The sequence below is a fragment of the Pseudomonas sp. RV120224-01b genome (assembly GCF_003208145.1).
GTDB classification, from domain to species: Bacteria; Pseudomonadota; Gammaproteobacteria; order Pseudomonadales; family Pseudomonadaceae; genus Aquipseudomonas; species Aquipseudomonas monteilii.
In genome coordinates this window covers 1-13,271 of record NZ_QKMQ01000022.1, presented here as the reverse complement: position 1 = coordinate 13,271, position 13,271 = coordinate 1, and the positions used below count along the sequence as shown (strand labels likewise).

Genomic DNA, 13,271 nt, shown 5'->3' with positions numbered 1-13,271 from the left:
GTGATTACATGCGTCAGGCCTGTCCGGCCAGTTCGGCCAGTACCTCTACCGAGGTAGTGACTTGACGGAAGTGATGCTGCCACAACGCGATGCCCAGCTTGCCCGAACGGTCCAGCGAAGAGCCTACGGTCATGTCCGTCACCAGGGTAGGCGTCAGCCCCGCATCGAACAGGGCAAAGCCAGCGGCCAGCACGCAGGTTTCGGTCTGCAGCCCGCACACCAGCACCCGCTCTACACCCAGCTGCCGAATGTACTCGATAGCTTCGGCGCTCTGCCCGTAGCCATGCTTGATAAAGACCTGGTCGGCTTCGACCAGGCTCTCGTCCTCAGCCGCCGGGTGCCAGCCGAGTTGCCGCTCGAACGGTGTGACCTGTTCGTCATGCAACTCGACCGAGGCAATGGTAGGGATATTCGCTGACAACCGCCGCAAACCATCGACCAGCCACTCGGGCGGGCTGAAGGTGGACTGGACATCGACGATGAGCAAAACCTGGCGCATAGCGTACTCCGGCCATTGGCAAAATGGCGCGGAGTATAACGCGTGGCGTGGGGGCTTGATCACCAGTCGTACGTCATCTCCACCGACGCCACCCGCTCCTGCCCGTAATAGCAGCCAAACGCGTAGTTGCAGTCCGATACATACTCGCGGTCGAAGATGTTCTGCACATTCACACTGGCCTGCAGGCCGCGCAGGCTGGGGTCGAGCTTGCCCAGGTCGTAGCTGACGGTAGCGTCGTACACGGCAAAGGCCGGTACATCGAACGTGTTGGCCGAGTTACCCGGCTTGCGGCCGGTGTACCGGGCACCCGCGCCGAAGGACAGGCCGTTGAGCACGGCCTGGGTGAAGTGGTAATCCACCCACAAGGTGGCCGACACAGGGGCCTGCGACTCGTTGCGGTTGCCCTGGTCGCCGTAGGTGCTCTTGGTGTAGAACGAGTCGATGTAGGTGGCAGCGGCCAGTACATCGACGTTCTCGATGCTGGACTTGAGCTCCAGCTCCACCCCACGCGAACGCACCTCGCCATTTTGCGATTCGTACTGCGGGTACTCGGTATCACCGGTCAGCACGTTCTTCTGCTTCACCTGGAATACCGAAGCGGTGAACAAGGTGCCATCGAATGGCTGATACTTCAGCCCCACTTCGTATTGCTCGCCTTCGGTAGGCTCGAACGCCTTGCCGCCACGCTCGGGCGCTGCAGTGCCCAAGGTGGGCAAGAACGACTGGGAGTAGCTGACATACGGCGCCAGGCCGAACTCGGTGACATAGGTCAGGCCGATGCGCCCTGTGAACTTGTTGTCGCGCTGAGAGGCAATGCTGTGCGCCAGCAGGTCCTTGTTGTCGATTTCAGCCCAGTCCTGGCGCCCGCCTACCGTCAGGATCCAGTTGTCCAGCTTGATCTGGTCCTGCAAGTAGACACCGGTCTGGCGCACGGTGTTGTCCCAACGGGTATCCAGCACCGGGGTCACGTTGCCGGTGGGGTAGTTGTTCTTGCCATAGAGGTCGACCGGCAGCACGTTGTAGGCGTTGTAGCCATCGTACTTGCGCGAGAAATGGCGGTAGTCCACGCCCGTCAGCAAGGTGTGTTGCAGCGCCCCGGTGTTGAACTTGTATTCCAGGTTGTTATCGATGGTGTACGCGATATTGTGCTGGCGCCAATCGAGCTTGACCCGGTTGGCGCGGGTGTAGTCGACCACATCGCCCTCGGTCACGAAGCTGCGCAGGTAAAAACCCTTGTAGCGGTCACGTACATCGGTGTATCGCGCCGTTGAGCGCCAGGCCAGGTCATCGTTGAAACGGTGGCTGAAGTCGTAACCCAGAACGTACTGGTCGCGCTTGTAATCGTTGTAGTGGGAATCGCCCGAGAAGAAGTCGCGGTCGATCCTCTGGCCAGTCGGACCACGCTTGAGCGAGCCGATCATCGGCAGCGATTGATAGTCGGCAAGGCCATCATCGCGCTGCACTTGCGCCAGCAACGTCAGGGAGGTGTCCTCGTTCGGCGCCCAGGTCAGGCTAGGCGCCAGCAACAAGCGTTCGCTGTGCGTGTGAGCGACCATTTCGTTGCCTTTGTCGGCAACGCCAACCAGGCGATAGGTGAACACCTTCTGCTCATCCAGTGGCCCGCTGGTGTCGAAGGCACCGTTGACCCGGTTATAGCTACCGGCGCCAAGCTTGACCTGGCTACGTTGCTCACGGGTCGGGCGCTTGGAAACCATGTTGATCAGCCCACCGGGCTGGTTTTGCCCGTACAGCACCGACGAGGGGCCTTTGAGCACTTCGATGCGTTCCAGCGTGTAGGGGTCGATCTGCGGCGCGCCGCCCAGGCTACCGGCGTATGGAATGTAAGCACCGTCCAGGTACAGCGGGGTCGGGGCAAAACCACGGCTGGTGATTTCGTCGGCGATGCTGTTGCGGTCGGTAAAGCCGCCGGTAGACAGGCCCGGGGTGTAGCGCAGTGCCTGGGTCAGGTTGCGCGCGCCCTGAGCTTGCACCTGGTCGGCGGTGACCACGTTGATGGCCTGGGGAATCTCCAGGATGGGCGTATCCGTCTTGGTCCCGGTGGCACTGCGGCTGGCCACGTAGCCATTCACCGGCCCATAGGCAGACTCCACGGCCGCGCCGGTTACGCTGGTGGTATCAAGCTGCAAGGTCGAGTCGTCACCGACCATTGGCAGCAGCGAGTAGCTGCCATTGGCCTGCTTGACCACCTGCAACCGGTTACCTGCCAGTAACTGGCGCAGGCCGGCATCGGCGCTGTAGCGCCCATGCAGCCCTGGCGATTGCAACGCCTGCACCGATGACGGCTCGAATGACACCGTCACCCCCGCTGCCGAAGCAAACTGCGTGAGCGCCGAGGCCATTGGGCCGGCGGCAATGTCGAACGAAGCTTCAGCCTGGCTTTGCGCCATGGCAGGGCTGACCGCCATGACAGTGGCGAGTGGCGTGGCCAGTGCCACGCTGAACAATGCGTGATTCACTGCTCGCGCCAGTCTGGTTTTGGTCGAGTTGATCAATAGGATGCGGTTGCAATCGTTGACAGCGAGCATGCGGTTTCCTTTCGCCCTGCGGCAGTTTTTTCATTGCGCTTGGTGCGCGTCTACCTACAAGTCGAACGAGCGCGAAAATCGATAACCCCCTGGTAAAAAAATCACGGCGGGCTTCAGGCCGCTTCTACACGCGTCCAGTACCGGCTGAAACGACGAATGCGCACAGGCAGCGTGGTGGTGAGGTTTTCCAGGACAATATCGATATCGCCCAGGTGAAACGCCCCGGACAGTCGCAACCCGCTCACGGCCTCATCACAACCCAGGTACCCGGGCCGATACCGCTGCAGCTCGCTCACGACATCGGCGAGGCGCCAGTCATCCACGATCAGCATCTCGCGTGCCCATGCGTCTGCCATCGCCGCCAGCGGTGTCACGTTGCCCATCTTCCCGGCACTGAATTCAAGCTGTTGCCCAACATCCACCCGCACAGCTGCGATGGCCTGTGCGCTGCGTACTTCCACCGCATGTTCCAGCACGCAAACCCGCGTGAAATCGTTGTCGCAACGCACGGTGAATCGCGTTCCCAACGCGCGAATACTGCCCTGCCCGGTGTGTACGATGAATGGGCGGGAAAGTGCATCCGATGCGGTCTGTACCAGAATTTCCCCCCGCAACAACTCAAGCGCGCGCCACTCGGCGCCGTAGTGAATATCAACAGCCGTGTCGGTGTTCAATTGCAATTGGCTGCCATCGTCCAGCCGCAACGCGCGTTGCTCGCCAACGCCCGTGCGCACGTCGGCCATCAGCCGTGCAACGCCACCATCACGCAACACCGCCCCACCTGCCGCGCCCGCCACCAACAGTACCGACAGCACCTTTAGCACTTCGCGTCGTTTGGCCCTGGCACTGCTTAACGTCGGCCGTGCGATACCGGGCGTCACCTGCGCCAGCTTGCCCTGTAGGCGAGCCAGGCGTTCCCAGGCCTGCACGTGTCGCGGGTCACTCAGCAACCAGCGCTGATGCGCAGCTTGCGTGGCTTCATCGGGCTCGCAGCGCAACTCGACGTACCAGTGCGCGGCAGCCTCCAGCGTGTTGCGGTCCAGCGGTTCTGTACCCGCCACCGTTTACGCCTCGGCCAGCATCAGGCAATGGGTCAGGGCACGCACTGCATGCTTCTTGACCGTGGTCAGCGAAACATCGAGGCGCTGAGCGATTTCGACATAACTCAAACCATCGAGCTGGGCCATCAGGAAGATTTCGCGGGTACGCGTGCCCAGGCCATCGAGTAGCCGATCAATTTCCAGCAGGGTCTCGATGATCAACAGGCGCGCCTCGGGCGAAACCTCCACATGCTCGGGCCGGGCCGCGAGGGTTTCCAGGTAGGCCTGCTCCAGGGCGCGACGGCGAAACATGTCGATCATCAGGCTGCGGGCCACACTGCTCAAATAGGCCCGTGGCTGGCGCAGTTCCGCCGCCTTGCGCAGGGTCAGCACCCGAATGAAAGTGTCCTGGGCCAGGTCCGCCGCATGGTCCATGCAGCCGAGCTTGCTGTGCAGCCAGCCGCACAACCAGGAATGATGGTCCTCGTAAAGCGTATGCACCGCTTTTTGCAGGGAAGGGTCAGCGCTGGACATGGGTTGGACCGATAAGAGCGTCTTTAATAATGACTCTCATTTAACCTGACTACTGTCTGACTTCGCAATTGCTTTGCGCAAGCTGCGTGCGAGAAAGCCCGACCTCCTGTTGCTGTAACCATAATCCCTGCCCTACTATTGCGAAAAATTCTCATATGAGACCTTGTCGCACAGCGAAAGGATGCCCCGATGTCGCGCCTCGACCCCGCCTACAGCCAGCAAGTCCACACCTACTACACCGCCCACCACGGCTGGATTCGCGGTTGGCTGCACAAGCGCCTGGGCAACGCCAGCGATGCCGCCGACCTGGCCCATGATGTGTTCGTGCGCCTGCTGAGCAAGCCGCAGCAGTTTCAGACCGAACAACATGCGCGGGCGTACCTGAGCACCGTCACCCGTCACCTGTGCATCGACTTCTGGCGCCGCCAGCACTTGCAGCAGGCCTGGCTTGATGCCCTGGCGGCCCTGCCTGAACCACTGGCGCCGAGCGAAGAAGAGCGCGCGCTGGTGTTCGAAGCACTGGAGCAGGTACAGGGGATGCTTGCACGCTTGCCGGAAAAGGTCTGCCAGGCCTTTCTGCTGGCTCAGGTCCAGGGGCTGGGCTACCGGGAGATCGCCCGGCAACTGAAGGTGTCCGAGCGCAGCGTGACCAAGTACATGGCCCAGGCGATGTACCAGTGCCTGTTGCTGGAACTGGACCTGCCATGATTGCCAGTGAGCGCCCGGACCACGCCACCTTGCAGGCCGCCGCGAACTGGTATGCGCAGTTGCTCGCCGCCCCGCAAGACCAGCAATTGCAGCGGCGCTGGCAACAATGGCTGGGCGCCGCAAGCGCAAACCAGGTGGCGTGGGCCCATGTGGAACGCATCAGCCAGCGCTTTACCCCGCTGAAGCTGCAAGCCGATGCCTCGCTACAGGCATTGGGCAGCGTGCGCCGTACCGACCTCGACCGCCGACGAGCCGTTGGCCTGCTCGGCTTGCTCTGCGGTGGCGGCCTGCTGGCCCTGGCCGGTTGGCGTGTACCTGCTGCCCGGCAACAGCTGCTGGCGCTCAGCGCCGACCAGCGCACCGCCACGGGTGAAATACGAAGCCTGCGCCTGCCGGACGGCGGCCTGGTGTGGCTGAACGGCTCGACCGCCTTGAACATCGACTACCGCCCCAGCCTGCGCCGCCTGGAGCTGCTGGCAGGCGAAGTGCTGATAGAAACCGCCCACGACAGCCGTCCCTTCGTGATCGACACTCGCCAAGGCCGCCTGCAAGCACTGGGCACCCGTTTCAGCGTGTGGCAGCGCGACCAGTCCGCACGCCTGAGCGTATTCGACGGTGCGGTGCGCCTGCACCCCGCAGAGGGCACCGACAGCCTGGTAGTGGCTGCCGGCTGGCAGTCGGACTTCGACCGTCACGGTGTGCAAGCACCGCGCGCGGTAGACGAATCACGCCAGGCCTGGCGCGAGGGTCGGCTGTTGGCCAGCGACATCAGCCTTGGCGAATTTGTCGAACAGCTGCGTGCCTACCTGCCCGGTCATTTGGGTGTCGACCCGCAAGTGCGGGCGCTGCGGGTGATGGGCAGCTTCCCGGCCGATGACCCGGAACGCACCTTGGCCATGCTCGAAAGCGCATTGCCGATCAAGGTGCACAGGACCTTGCCTTGGTGGTACAGCATCGAGCCGCGCTGAACGCGCGCTTTTTTTGGCACGGGGGTGTTCCGGTTTTGCCGCGCTCGTTCGGATTAGCAGATGAACACCCAGCTTCATCTGCCCCCACAAGGAACACCCATGCCCCTGCTCCCGTTCACCTTGCGCCCTCTGCTGCTGGCCCTGCCGTTGCTCGCTGCCACCACCGTGATGGCCGACGAAACCACGCGCCGCTACGACCTGCCCTCTGGCCCGCTGACCCAGCAGCTCAACCGCCTGGCCAGTGCGGCCGGCATCTACATCGTCGGCGACGGCGCGCTCAGCCAAGGCAAGGCCAGCAACCCGCTGCAAGGTGACTACACCCCTGAGCAGGCGCTTGAGCGCATGCTGCAAGGCAGTGGCCTGGTCGCCGTACCCACAGGCGAACGCCAGTACCGCCTGCAACCTGCGGCACAAGGCGCAGGCCTGCAACTGGCGCCGACCAGCGTCGATGCCCGCCGCGACAGTGCCTACGGCGCCGTGGACGGTTACCTGGCCACCCGCGCCAGCAGCGCCAGCAAGACCGACAGCGCGTTGCTGGAAACCCCGGCGTCCGTGTCGGTGGTAACGCGTGACCGGATCAAGGCCCAGGGTGCGCAGACCATTACCGAAGCCCTGAGCTACACCGCTGGCGTGCACACCAACGTGTCCGGCAACAACCCCACCGACAACACCTTGATGGTGCGCGGTTTCCAGCAGATCAACAGCGATGCCTACACCGACGGCCTGCGCAACAACAACACCGGCTACTATGCCCCCGAGCCCTTTGGCCTGGAGCGCATCGAGGTCCTCAAAGGGCCTGCCTCGGTGATTTACGGCCAGGGTGAGCCTGGCGGTATGGTCAACCTGGTCTCGAAAAAACCGCTGTTCACCGCCCACCGTGAAGTGGGCCTGTCACTGGGCAACCACGACCGCCAGCAACTGAGCCTGGATGTCGGCGACCTGCTCGACAGCCAGGGCACCCTGGCCTACCGCCTGGTGATGCTCGGCCGCGATGCCGACAACGAAATCGACGGCATCAAGGACGACCGCCAGTACGTTGCGCCCAGCCTGACCTGGGCGCCCAACGAAGACACCAGCCTGACCCTGCTGGCGTCGTACCAGAAAAACACCAACCTGTTCACCTCGAACATGGCCTACTCATTGTTCGACGGTTCCAACCCCAACGGCCGGGTACCCCGCCACCGCTCGCTGAACGAGCCGGGCTTCGACCGCGAGCAATCAGAAATGAACAACCTGGGTTACGAGCTGAGCCACCGCTTCAACGACACCTTCAGCTTCCGGCAGAACTTCCGTTACAGCCACATGCACGGTTACCAGGACCAGTTGTTCCGCAACAGTGGCGTGATCAATGGCAACACCCTGGCCCGTTATTACGAGCTGCGTGACTACGAAAGCGACAACTACACCCTGGACAACCAGCTGCTGGCCAACTTCAGCACCGGCCCTGTACGCCATGACGTGCTGTTGGGGGCCGACTACCTGCGCGGTCACCGCAACCAGGACGTGCAGCACGGCGACGCGCCGTCGATCAACATCTACAACCCGGCACGCGGCGTAACCATCGACACTTCGCGCTACACCTCGCTGCTGTCCACCGCCCGCGACGACCGCCAGGTCGGGTTGTACCTGCAAGACCAACTGCACCTCGACAACTGGGTCGCCACCCTTGGCGTACGCCACGACTGGGCACGCCAGGACAGCACCAACCGCATCCTCGGCAGCCACCAGGTGATCACCGACGAGGCCACCACCGCTCGCGCCTCGTTCGGCTACAGCTTCGACATGGGCCTGTTCCCCTATGTGAGCTACAGCGAGTCGTTCAAGCTGGCCGCCGGCAACAGCTTCGACGGCTCCCCGTTCGAGCCGGAAACCGCCAAGCAATATGAAGTGGGCATCAAGTACCAGCCACCCGGCAGCGAAAACTACCTCACGGTAGCGGCCTTCGACCTGCGCCGGCAGAACGTGGCCACCTCCGATGTCGATCACCCGGGTTTCAGCGTGCAGCAGGGTGAAGTGACCTCACGCGGGGTCGAGGTGGAAGGCGTGGCCAAACCGCTGCCGGGGCTTAACTTGATCACGGCGTACACCTACAACGATGTCGAGGTAACCAAGGACAACCCGAACGCGCTGGGTGTCAGCAACAAGGGCAATGCGCCGGTCCGTGTGCCGCGCCACCTGGCCTCGCTGTGGGTCGACTACACCCTGCAAGGCGGGCCACTGGCCGGGCTTGGCGGCGGCCTGGGCGTGCGCTATACCGGGGCCACTTATGGCGATGCGCAGAACACCTTTGAAGTGCCGGGCTACACCTTGGTCGATGCCATGCTGTCTTATGACTTCGGCAAGGCCAACAACAGCCTGCAAGGGCTGTCGGCGCAACTCAACGTGAAGAACCTGACCGACAAATACTACGTGGCCGGCTGCTTCGCCACGGTGGCCTGCCTGTTGGGAACGGGGCGTACCGTGACCGCCGACCTGACCTATCGCTGGTAGTAGCAACTGACGGTCTTTCACCCTACCTGAAGCTGGCGCAATCACTGTGGGAGCGGGCATGCCCGCGAACACGGGCGAAGCCCGTGCCATCCTCCGCACAGCCTGCTTCGCGGGCTTGCCCGCTCCCACAGTGATTGCGCCAGCTTCAGGTTTTGTGCAAGACAGTTGCCACCAAAAAGAAGGCGGCAGCGGCGCTACTGCCACGTCGCCTGGCTGTCGCCCTGTCGGAAGAACTGCCGTAAGTGCTCGACAAAACACGACACCTTCGCCGACAGGTTCAAACGCTCCAGATACACCGCATAAATATCCGCAGGCGGCGTGTGGTAGTCGCCCAGCACCTCCACCAAACGCCCGCTGCGCAGATGATCGGCCAGGTTCCACTCGGCCCGCAGCAAGATGCCCTGCCCGTCCAGCGCCCAGTTCAGGGCCACTTCGCCGTCGTTGGTGCTGAGGCTGCCATGCACCTTCACCGATTCGCTCAGCTTGCCGCGGCTGAGCCGCCAGATGCCAAACGCGGCGTCGTTCTGGCGCAACACGATGCAGTTGTGGCTGGCCAGGTCCTTGGGGGCTTGCGGAGTGCCATGAGCCTCCAGATAGCCAGGCGCTGCACACAACCGACGGCGGTTGGCGGCAATCTTGCGGGCGATCAGGCGCGAGTCGGGCAGTTCACCAAAGCGGATGGCCACATCGATGGCATCGTTCGGCAACGCGATAGGCCGGTCGGTCAGGTGCAATTGCACCTCCACCTCCGGGAAGCGTTTGGCAAACGATGAAACTGCCGGCCCTACATGGGTACGCCCGAACCCCAACGGCGCATTGACCCGCAACAGGCCCTTCGGCTCGGCACGGCTGCTGGACACCTGCCGCTCCATTTCTTCGATTTCACCCAGTATTCGGCGGGCATTCACCAGGTAGGTCTCGCCTTCGGCGGTGAGGCTGATGCTGCGCGTGGTGCGGTTGAGCAAGCGCACACCCAGGCGCTGTTCCAGCTGCGCCAGGCGTTTTGAAACGGCAGGCGGGGTCAGGTTCAGTTCGCGCGCGGTGCCCGCCAGGCTGCCCACCCGGATCAGTTGGGTGAAAAACGCCAGCTCCGATACCGGATTCATAATTAACCTGAAGGAAACAATGAGTTGAATTTCATTGTATTACAGCATTTTTGAAAAACCATTACCTTTTGCCCTGCGTGATTAACCACAAAAACGCTGGGCTCTTCGGCCGCCAAGGCCAGGTGTGACCTGCACCCCACAAACAGCCCGGCCGCCAGATAAATCCGACTCACAACAATAATTCGGAGACGGCAATGGCCAAGCGATTGTTCGGCAAGCTTTACGTACAGGTATTGATCGGAGTAACCCTCGGGGTGCTGATCGGGGTGTTCTGGCCACAGGTTGGCGCAGACTTGAAGCCCGTCGGTGACGCCTTCATCAAGCTGATCAAGATGGTCTTCGCCCCGATCATCTTCGCCACGGTGGTGCTGGGCATCGCCAAGATGGAGAACATGAAGGAACTCGGCCGCGTCGGTGTACGCGCACTGATCTACTTCGAAGTGCTGTCCACCTTCGCCCTGGTGCTTGGGCTGGTGGTGGTCAACATCGTGCAGCCCGGCCAGGGCATGAACGTCGACCCTGCCACACTCGACGCCAAAAGCATCTCCACCTACACCGCTGCTGCGGTCGGCAACAGTGGCGGCTTCATCGACTTCATGCTGCATGTGATACCCGGCAGCGTGACCGATGCCTTCGCCAAGAACGAGATCCTGCCGATCCTGCTGTTCAGCACCCTGTTCGGCATCGCCCTGTCCCACCTGGGCCCGCGCGGCAAACCGATGGTGGATGTGCTGGAAGCCTTTTCCCACGGCATGTTCTTCATCGTCGGCATGATCATGCGCGTGGCCCCGCTGGCGGCCTGCGGCGCCATGGCCTTCACCGTGGGCAAATATGGCCTGGGCTCGATCGTGTCGCTGGGCAAGCTGATGGCGACCATGTACCTGACCTGCTTCCTGTTCGTGGTGATCGTGCTGGGCGCCATTGCCCGGTTGTCGGGCTTCAACCTGTGGAAGTTCCTCAAGTACCTGAAGGAAGAACTGTTCACGGTACTGGGCACCAGCTCGTCCGAGTCGGTAGTGCCCCAACTGATGGGCAAACTGGAAAAAGTGGGCGTGTCCAAGCCGGTGGTCGGCCTGGTGATCCCCTCGGGCCTTACCTTCAACCCGGACGGCCAGTGCATCTACTACACCATGGCCGCCATCTTCATCGCCCAGGCCACCAACACGCCGTTGACCCTGATGGATCAACTGATCGTGCTCGGCGTGCTGCTGCTCACCTCCAAAGGCTCCGCTGGTGTGACCGGTTCGGGCTTCATCACCCTGGCCGCGACCCTGGCGACCATGGACAACATCCCGGTGGCCGGCATGGTGCTGCTGTTGGGCGTGGACCGTTTCATGTCCGAGGCCCGCGCCATCACCAACACCATCGGCAACGCCGTCGGCACCGTGGCCATCGCCCACTGGGTGGGTGCGCTGGACAAGCAACGCATGGCGCAGGCCCTGGACGGCCAGCTGCCGGCAGAACCACAAGCCGCTGAGCCCCGCCCGGACCTCTCCATAACAGCAAAAAGAACCCACCTTGAGATGCAGTGAGGAAATAATCATGGACAAAGAAACCGCCGTGTCATCGCTTACCGACGTGATGGCCAAATTCACCGCCTATATCGGCAAGCGCCTGCCCCGTGACGTGAAGGAAAAGACCGCCAAGTTGCGTGCAGCCGAAACCAACCCGCTGGCCATCGCCGTGTACGACTCGATGGCCGACAACCAGGAGTACGCCGACAAGCTCAACCGCCCCAGCTGCCAGGACACCGGGGTGATCCAGTACTTCGTCTCGGCCGGCGCACGCTTCCCGCTGCTGGGTGAGATGGAAGGCATCCTCGAAAACGCCACCAAGGAAGCCACCATTCAGGGGCCGTTGCGCCACAACGCAGTGGAAACCTTCATCGAGAAAAACACCGGCACCAACACCGGCTCGAAAATCCCGTGGCTGGACTGGGAGATCATCCCCGATGCCGATCATTGCATTGTCGATGTGTACATGGCCGGTGGCGGCTGCACCTTGCCAGGTTCGGCCAAGGTGCTGATGCCGGGGCAAGGCTATGAAGGGGTGACCGAATTCGTCTTCGATGTAATTACCTCGCGCGGGGTCAACGCCTGCCCACCGTTGCTGGTAGGGGTTGGGGTTTCGACCTCGGTGGAAACAGCGGCGCGTTTGTCGAAGAAGGCCATCCTGCGTGAAGTGGACTCCAGCCACCCCAACGAAAGCGCGGCCATGATGGAAAAGCTGCTGGAGGAAGGCCTGAACGAAATCGGCATCGGCCCGCAGGGCCTGACCGGCAACAGCAGCGTGATGGGGGTGAACATCGAGTCCTCGGCCCGCCACCCCTCCACCATCGGCGTGGCAGTGTCCACCGGTTGCTGGGCCCACCGCCGCGGCAAGATCCGCATCAACGCCGACCTGACCTACGACATCCTCTCCCATGAAGGGGTAGTACTGTGAAAAAGATCCTCAGCACCCCGATCAGCGACGAAGACCTGGCCAACCTCAACGTGGGCGATGTCGTCTACCTCACCGGCCAACTGGTGACCTGCCGCGACGTGGCACACCGGCGCCTCATCGAGCTGGGTCGCGAACTTCCGGTAGACCTGCGTGGTGGCGCGATCTTCCACGCCGGCCCCATCGTCAGGAAGAAAGACGACGGCAGCTTCGAGATGGTTTCCATCGGGCCGACCACCAGCATGCGCATGGAAAAGTTCGAGAAACAGTTCATCGAGCAAACCGGCGTCAAACTCATTGTCGGCAAGGGCGGCATGGGCCCGGAGACCACCACTGGCTGCCTGGAAAACAAGGCCGTGCATGCGGTGTTCCCGGGGGGCTGCGCGGTGCTGGCGGCCACACAGGTGGAAGAGATCGAGCGGGCAGAATGGCAGGACCTGGGCATGCCGGAAACGCTGTGGGTGAACCGCGTGCGTGAGTTCGGGCCGCTGATCATCTCGATCGATACCAAGGGCAACAACCTGTTCGAACAGAACAAGGCGCGCTTCAATGAACGCAAAGGGGCGGTGATCGAGAAGATCAACAGCCAGGTGCGGTTTATCAAGTAACCGGGCCCACTTGGGGGGCTGCAGAGCAGCCCCGATACAGGCAACTCACGCCTTCGACAGTTCGCCTATCTTCTCCAGCCGCGCCCGCACGATATTGCGGCTGATGTTCAGCAACCGCCCCGTCTGCAACTGGTTACCGTGGCAATAGCGGTACGCCGCCCTGAACACTGTCTCCTCTCGATCGATACCAAGGGCAACAACCTGTTCGAGCAGAACAAGGCGCGCTTCAATGAACGCAAGGGGGCGGTGATCGAGAAGATCAACAGCCAGGTGCGGTTTATCAAGTAACCGGGCCCACTTGGGGGCCGCTGTGCGGCCCATCGCCGGCAAGCC

The 13,271-nt window shown here is 62.3% G+C and carries 11 protein-coding genes and 1 pseudogene; 6 read left to right on the top strand and 6 right to left on the bottom strand.

Annotated features, from left to right (window positions below; translation table 11 throughout):
* Nucleotides 1-13: 13 nt before the first annotated feature.
* The 4 genes from N436_RS25550 to N436_RS25535 all read right to left on the bottom strand — a co-directional run bounded on the left by N436_RS25550 (nucleotide 14) and on the right by N436_RS25535 (nucleotide 4,619).
* On the bottom strand, nucleotides 14-499 hold the full coding sequence (locus N436_RS25550) for an isochorismatase family protein (protein WP_016714645.1): 486 nt from the start codon (nucleotides 497-499) through the stop codon (nucleotides 14-16).
* A 59-nt stretch (nucleotides 500-558) separates the two neighbouring features.
* Nucleotides 559-3,045, bottom strand: a complete 2,487-nt coding sequence (locus N436_RS25545; protein ID WP_110742258.1) for a TonB-dependent siderophore receptor — start codon at nucleotides 3,043-3,045, stop codon at nucleotides 559-561.
* A 113-nt stretch (nucleotides 3,046-3,158) separates the two neighbouring features.
* Complete coding sequence (locus N436_RS25540) at nucleotides 3,159-4,106, bottom strand: FecR domain-containing protein (protein ID WP_110742257.1); 948 nt, start codon at nucleotides 4,104-4,106, stop codon at nucleotides 3,159-3,161.
* A 3-nt stretch (nucleotides 4,107-4,109) separates the two neighbouring features.
* Entirely contained in the window at nucleotides 4,110-4,619 is a 510-nt protein-coding gene (locus tag N436_RS25535; protein ID WP_110742256.1) for a sigma-70 family RNA polymerase sigma factor, read from the bottom strand.
* A gap of 189 nt (nucleotides 4,620-4,808) precedes the next feature.
* On the opposite strand from N436_RS25535, the gene N436_RS25530 reads away from it, so the two are divergent.
* The 3 genes from N436_RS25530 (at nucleotide 4,809) to N436_RS25520 (ending at nucleotide 8,785) form a co-directional block, all read left to right on the top strand.
* A complete protein-coding gene (locus N436_RS25530; RefSeq protein ID WP_110742255.1) occupies nucleotides 4,809-5,327 on the top strand; it encodes a sigma-70 family RNA polymerase sigma factor in 519 nt (172 codons plus the stop codon).
* Nucleotides 5,324-6,295, top strand: a complete 972-nt coding sequence (locus N436_RS25525) for a FecR family protein (RefSeq protein ID WP_256590030.1) — start codon at nucleotides 5,324-5,326, stop codon at nucleotides 6,293-6,295. The genes N436_RS25530 and N436_RS25525 overlap by 4 nt, the downstream gene beginning before the upstream one ends.
* 99 nt (nucleotides 6,296-6,394) lie before the next feature.
* Nucleotides 6,395-8,785, top strand: coding sequence for a TonB-dependent siderophore receptor (locus tag N436_RS25520; protein WP_110742254.1), 2,391 nt, complete (start codon nucleotides 6,395-6,397; stop codon nucleotides 8,783-8,785).
* Between the two features lie 194 nt (nucleotides 8,786-8,979).
* Here N436_RS25520 and N436_RS25510 read toward each other — a convergent pair whose 3' ends face one another.
* Complete coding sequence (locus N436_RS25510; protein WP_110742253.1) at nucleotides 8,980-9,891, bottom strand: LysR substrate-binding domain-containing protein; 912 nt, start codon at nucleotides 9,889-9,891, stop codon at nucleotides 8,980-8,982.
* A gap of 194 nt (nucleotides 9,892-10,085) precedes the next feature.
* Here N436_RS25510 and N436_RS25505 point away from each other — a divergent pair, with 194 nt between their 5' ends.
* Genes N436_RS25505 through ttdB form a run of 3 tightly spaced genes read left to right on the top strand, consistent with a single transcriptional unit; the run spans nucleotide 10,086 to nucleotide 12,938 of the window.
* Nucleotides 10,086-11,423 (top strand): dicarboxylate/amino acid:cation symporter, encoded by a 1,338-nt coding sequence (locus N436_RS25505; protein WP_110742252.1) that lies wholly within the window; start codon nucleotides 10,086-10,088, stop codon nucleotides 11,421-11,423.
* A gap of 10 nt (nucleotides 11,424-11,433) precedes the next feature.
* Nucleotides 11,434-12,333 carry a L(+)-tartrate dehydratase subunit alpha gene (ttdA, locus tag N436_RS25500; RefSeq protein ID WP_105948311.1) on the top strand — a complete coding sequence of 300 codons (900 nt, stop codon included), beginning with the start codon at nucleotides 11,434-11,436 and terminating at the stop codon, nucleotides 12,331-12,333.
* On the top strand, nucleotides 12,330-12,938 hold the full coding sequence (gene ttdB / locus N436_RS25495) for a L(+)-tartrate dehydratase subunit beta (protein ID WP_003259286.1): 609 nt from the start codon (nucleotides 12,330-12,332) through the stop codon (nucleotides 12,936-12,938). The genes ttdA and ttdB overlap by 4 nt, the downstream gene beginning before the upstream one ends.
* Before the next feature lie 45 nt (nucleotides 12,939-12,983).
* On the opposite strand, the pseudogene N436_RS28830 reads toward ttdB, so the two are convergent.
* Nucleotides 12,984-13,271 (bottom strand): annotated as a pseudogene (locus N436_RS28830) (AAA family ATPase); the annotation flags it as partial.

Excerpts from the sequence above, each read along its gene's own strand:
- N436_RS25545 (WP_110742258.1), bottom strand. The coding sequence starts at position 3,045 with ATGCTCGCTGTCAACGATTGCAACCGCATCCTATTGATCAACTCGACC.
- N436_RS25535 (WP_110742256.1), bottom strand. The coding sequence starts at position 4,619 with ATGTCCAGCGCTGACCCTTCCCTGCAAAAAGCGGTGCATACGCTTTAC.
- N436_RS25510 (WP_110742253.1), bottom strand. The coding sequence starts at position 9,891 with ATGAATCCGGTATCGGAGCTGGCGTTTTTCACCCAACTGATCCGGGTG.
- N436_RS25525 (WP_256590030.1), top strand. The coding sequence starts at position 5,324 with ATGATTGCCAGTGAGCGCCCGGACCACGCCACCTTGCAGGCCGCCGCG.
- N436_RS25505 (WP_110742252.1), top strand. The coding sequence starts at position 10,086 with ATGGCCAAGCGATTGTTCGGCAAGCTTTACGTACAGGTATTGATCGGA.
- N436_RS25530 (WP_110742255.1), top strand. The coding sequence starts at position 4,809 with ATGTCGCGCCTCGACCCCGCCTACAGCCAGCAAGTCCACACCTACTAC.
- N436_RS25550 (WP_016714645.1), bottom strand. The coding sequence starts at position 499 with ATGCGCCAGGTTTTGCTCATCGTCGATGTCCAGTCCACCTTCAGCCCG.
- ttdA (WP_105948311.1), top strand. The coding sequence starts at position 11,434 with ATGGACAAAGAAACCGCCGTGTCATCGCTTACCGACGTGATGGCCAAA.
- N436_RS25520 (WP_110742254.1), top strand. The coding sequence starts at position 6,395 with ATGCCCCTGCTCCCGTTCACCTTGCGCCCTCTGCTGCTGGCCCTGCCG.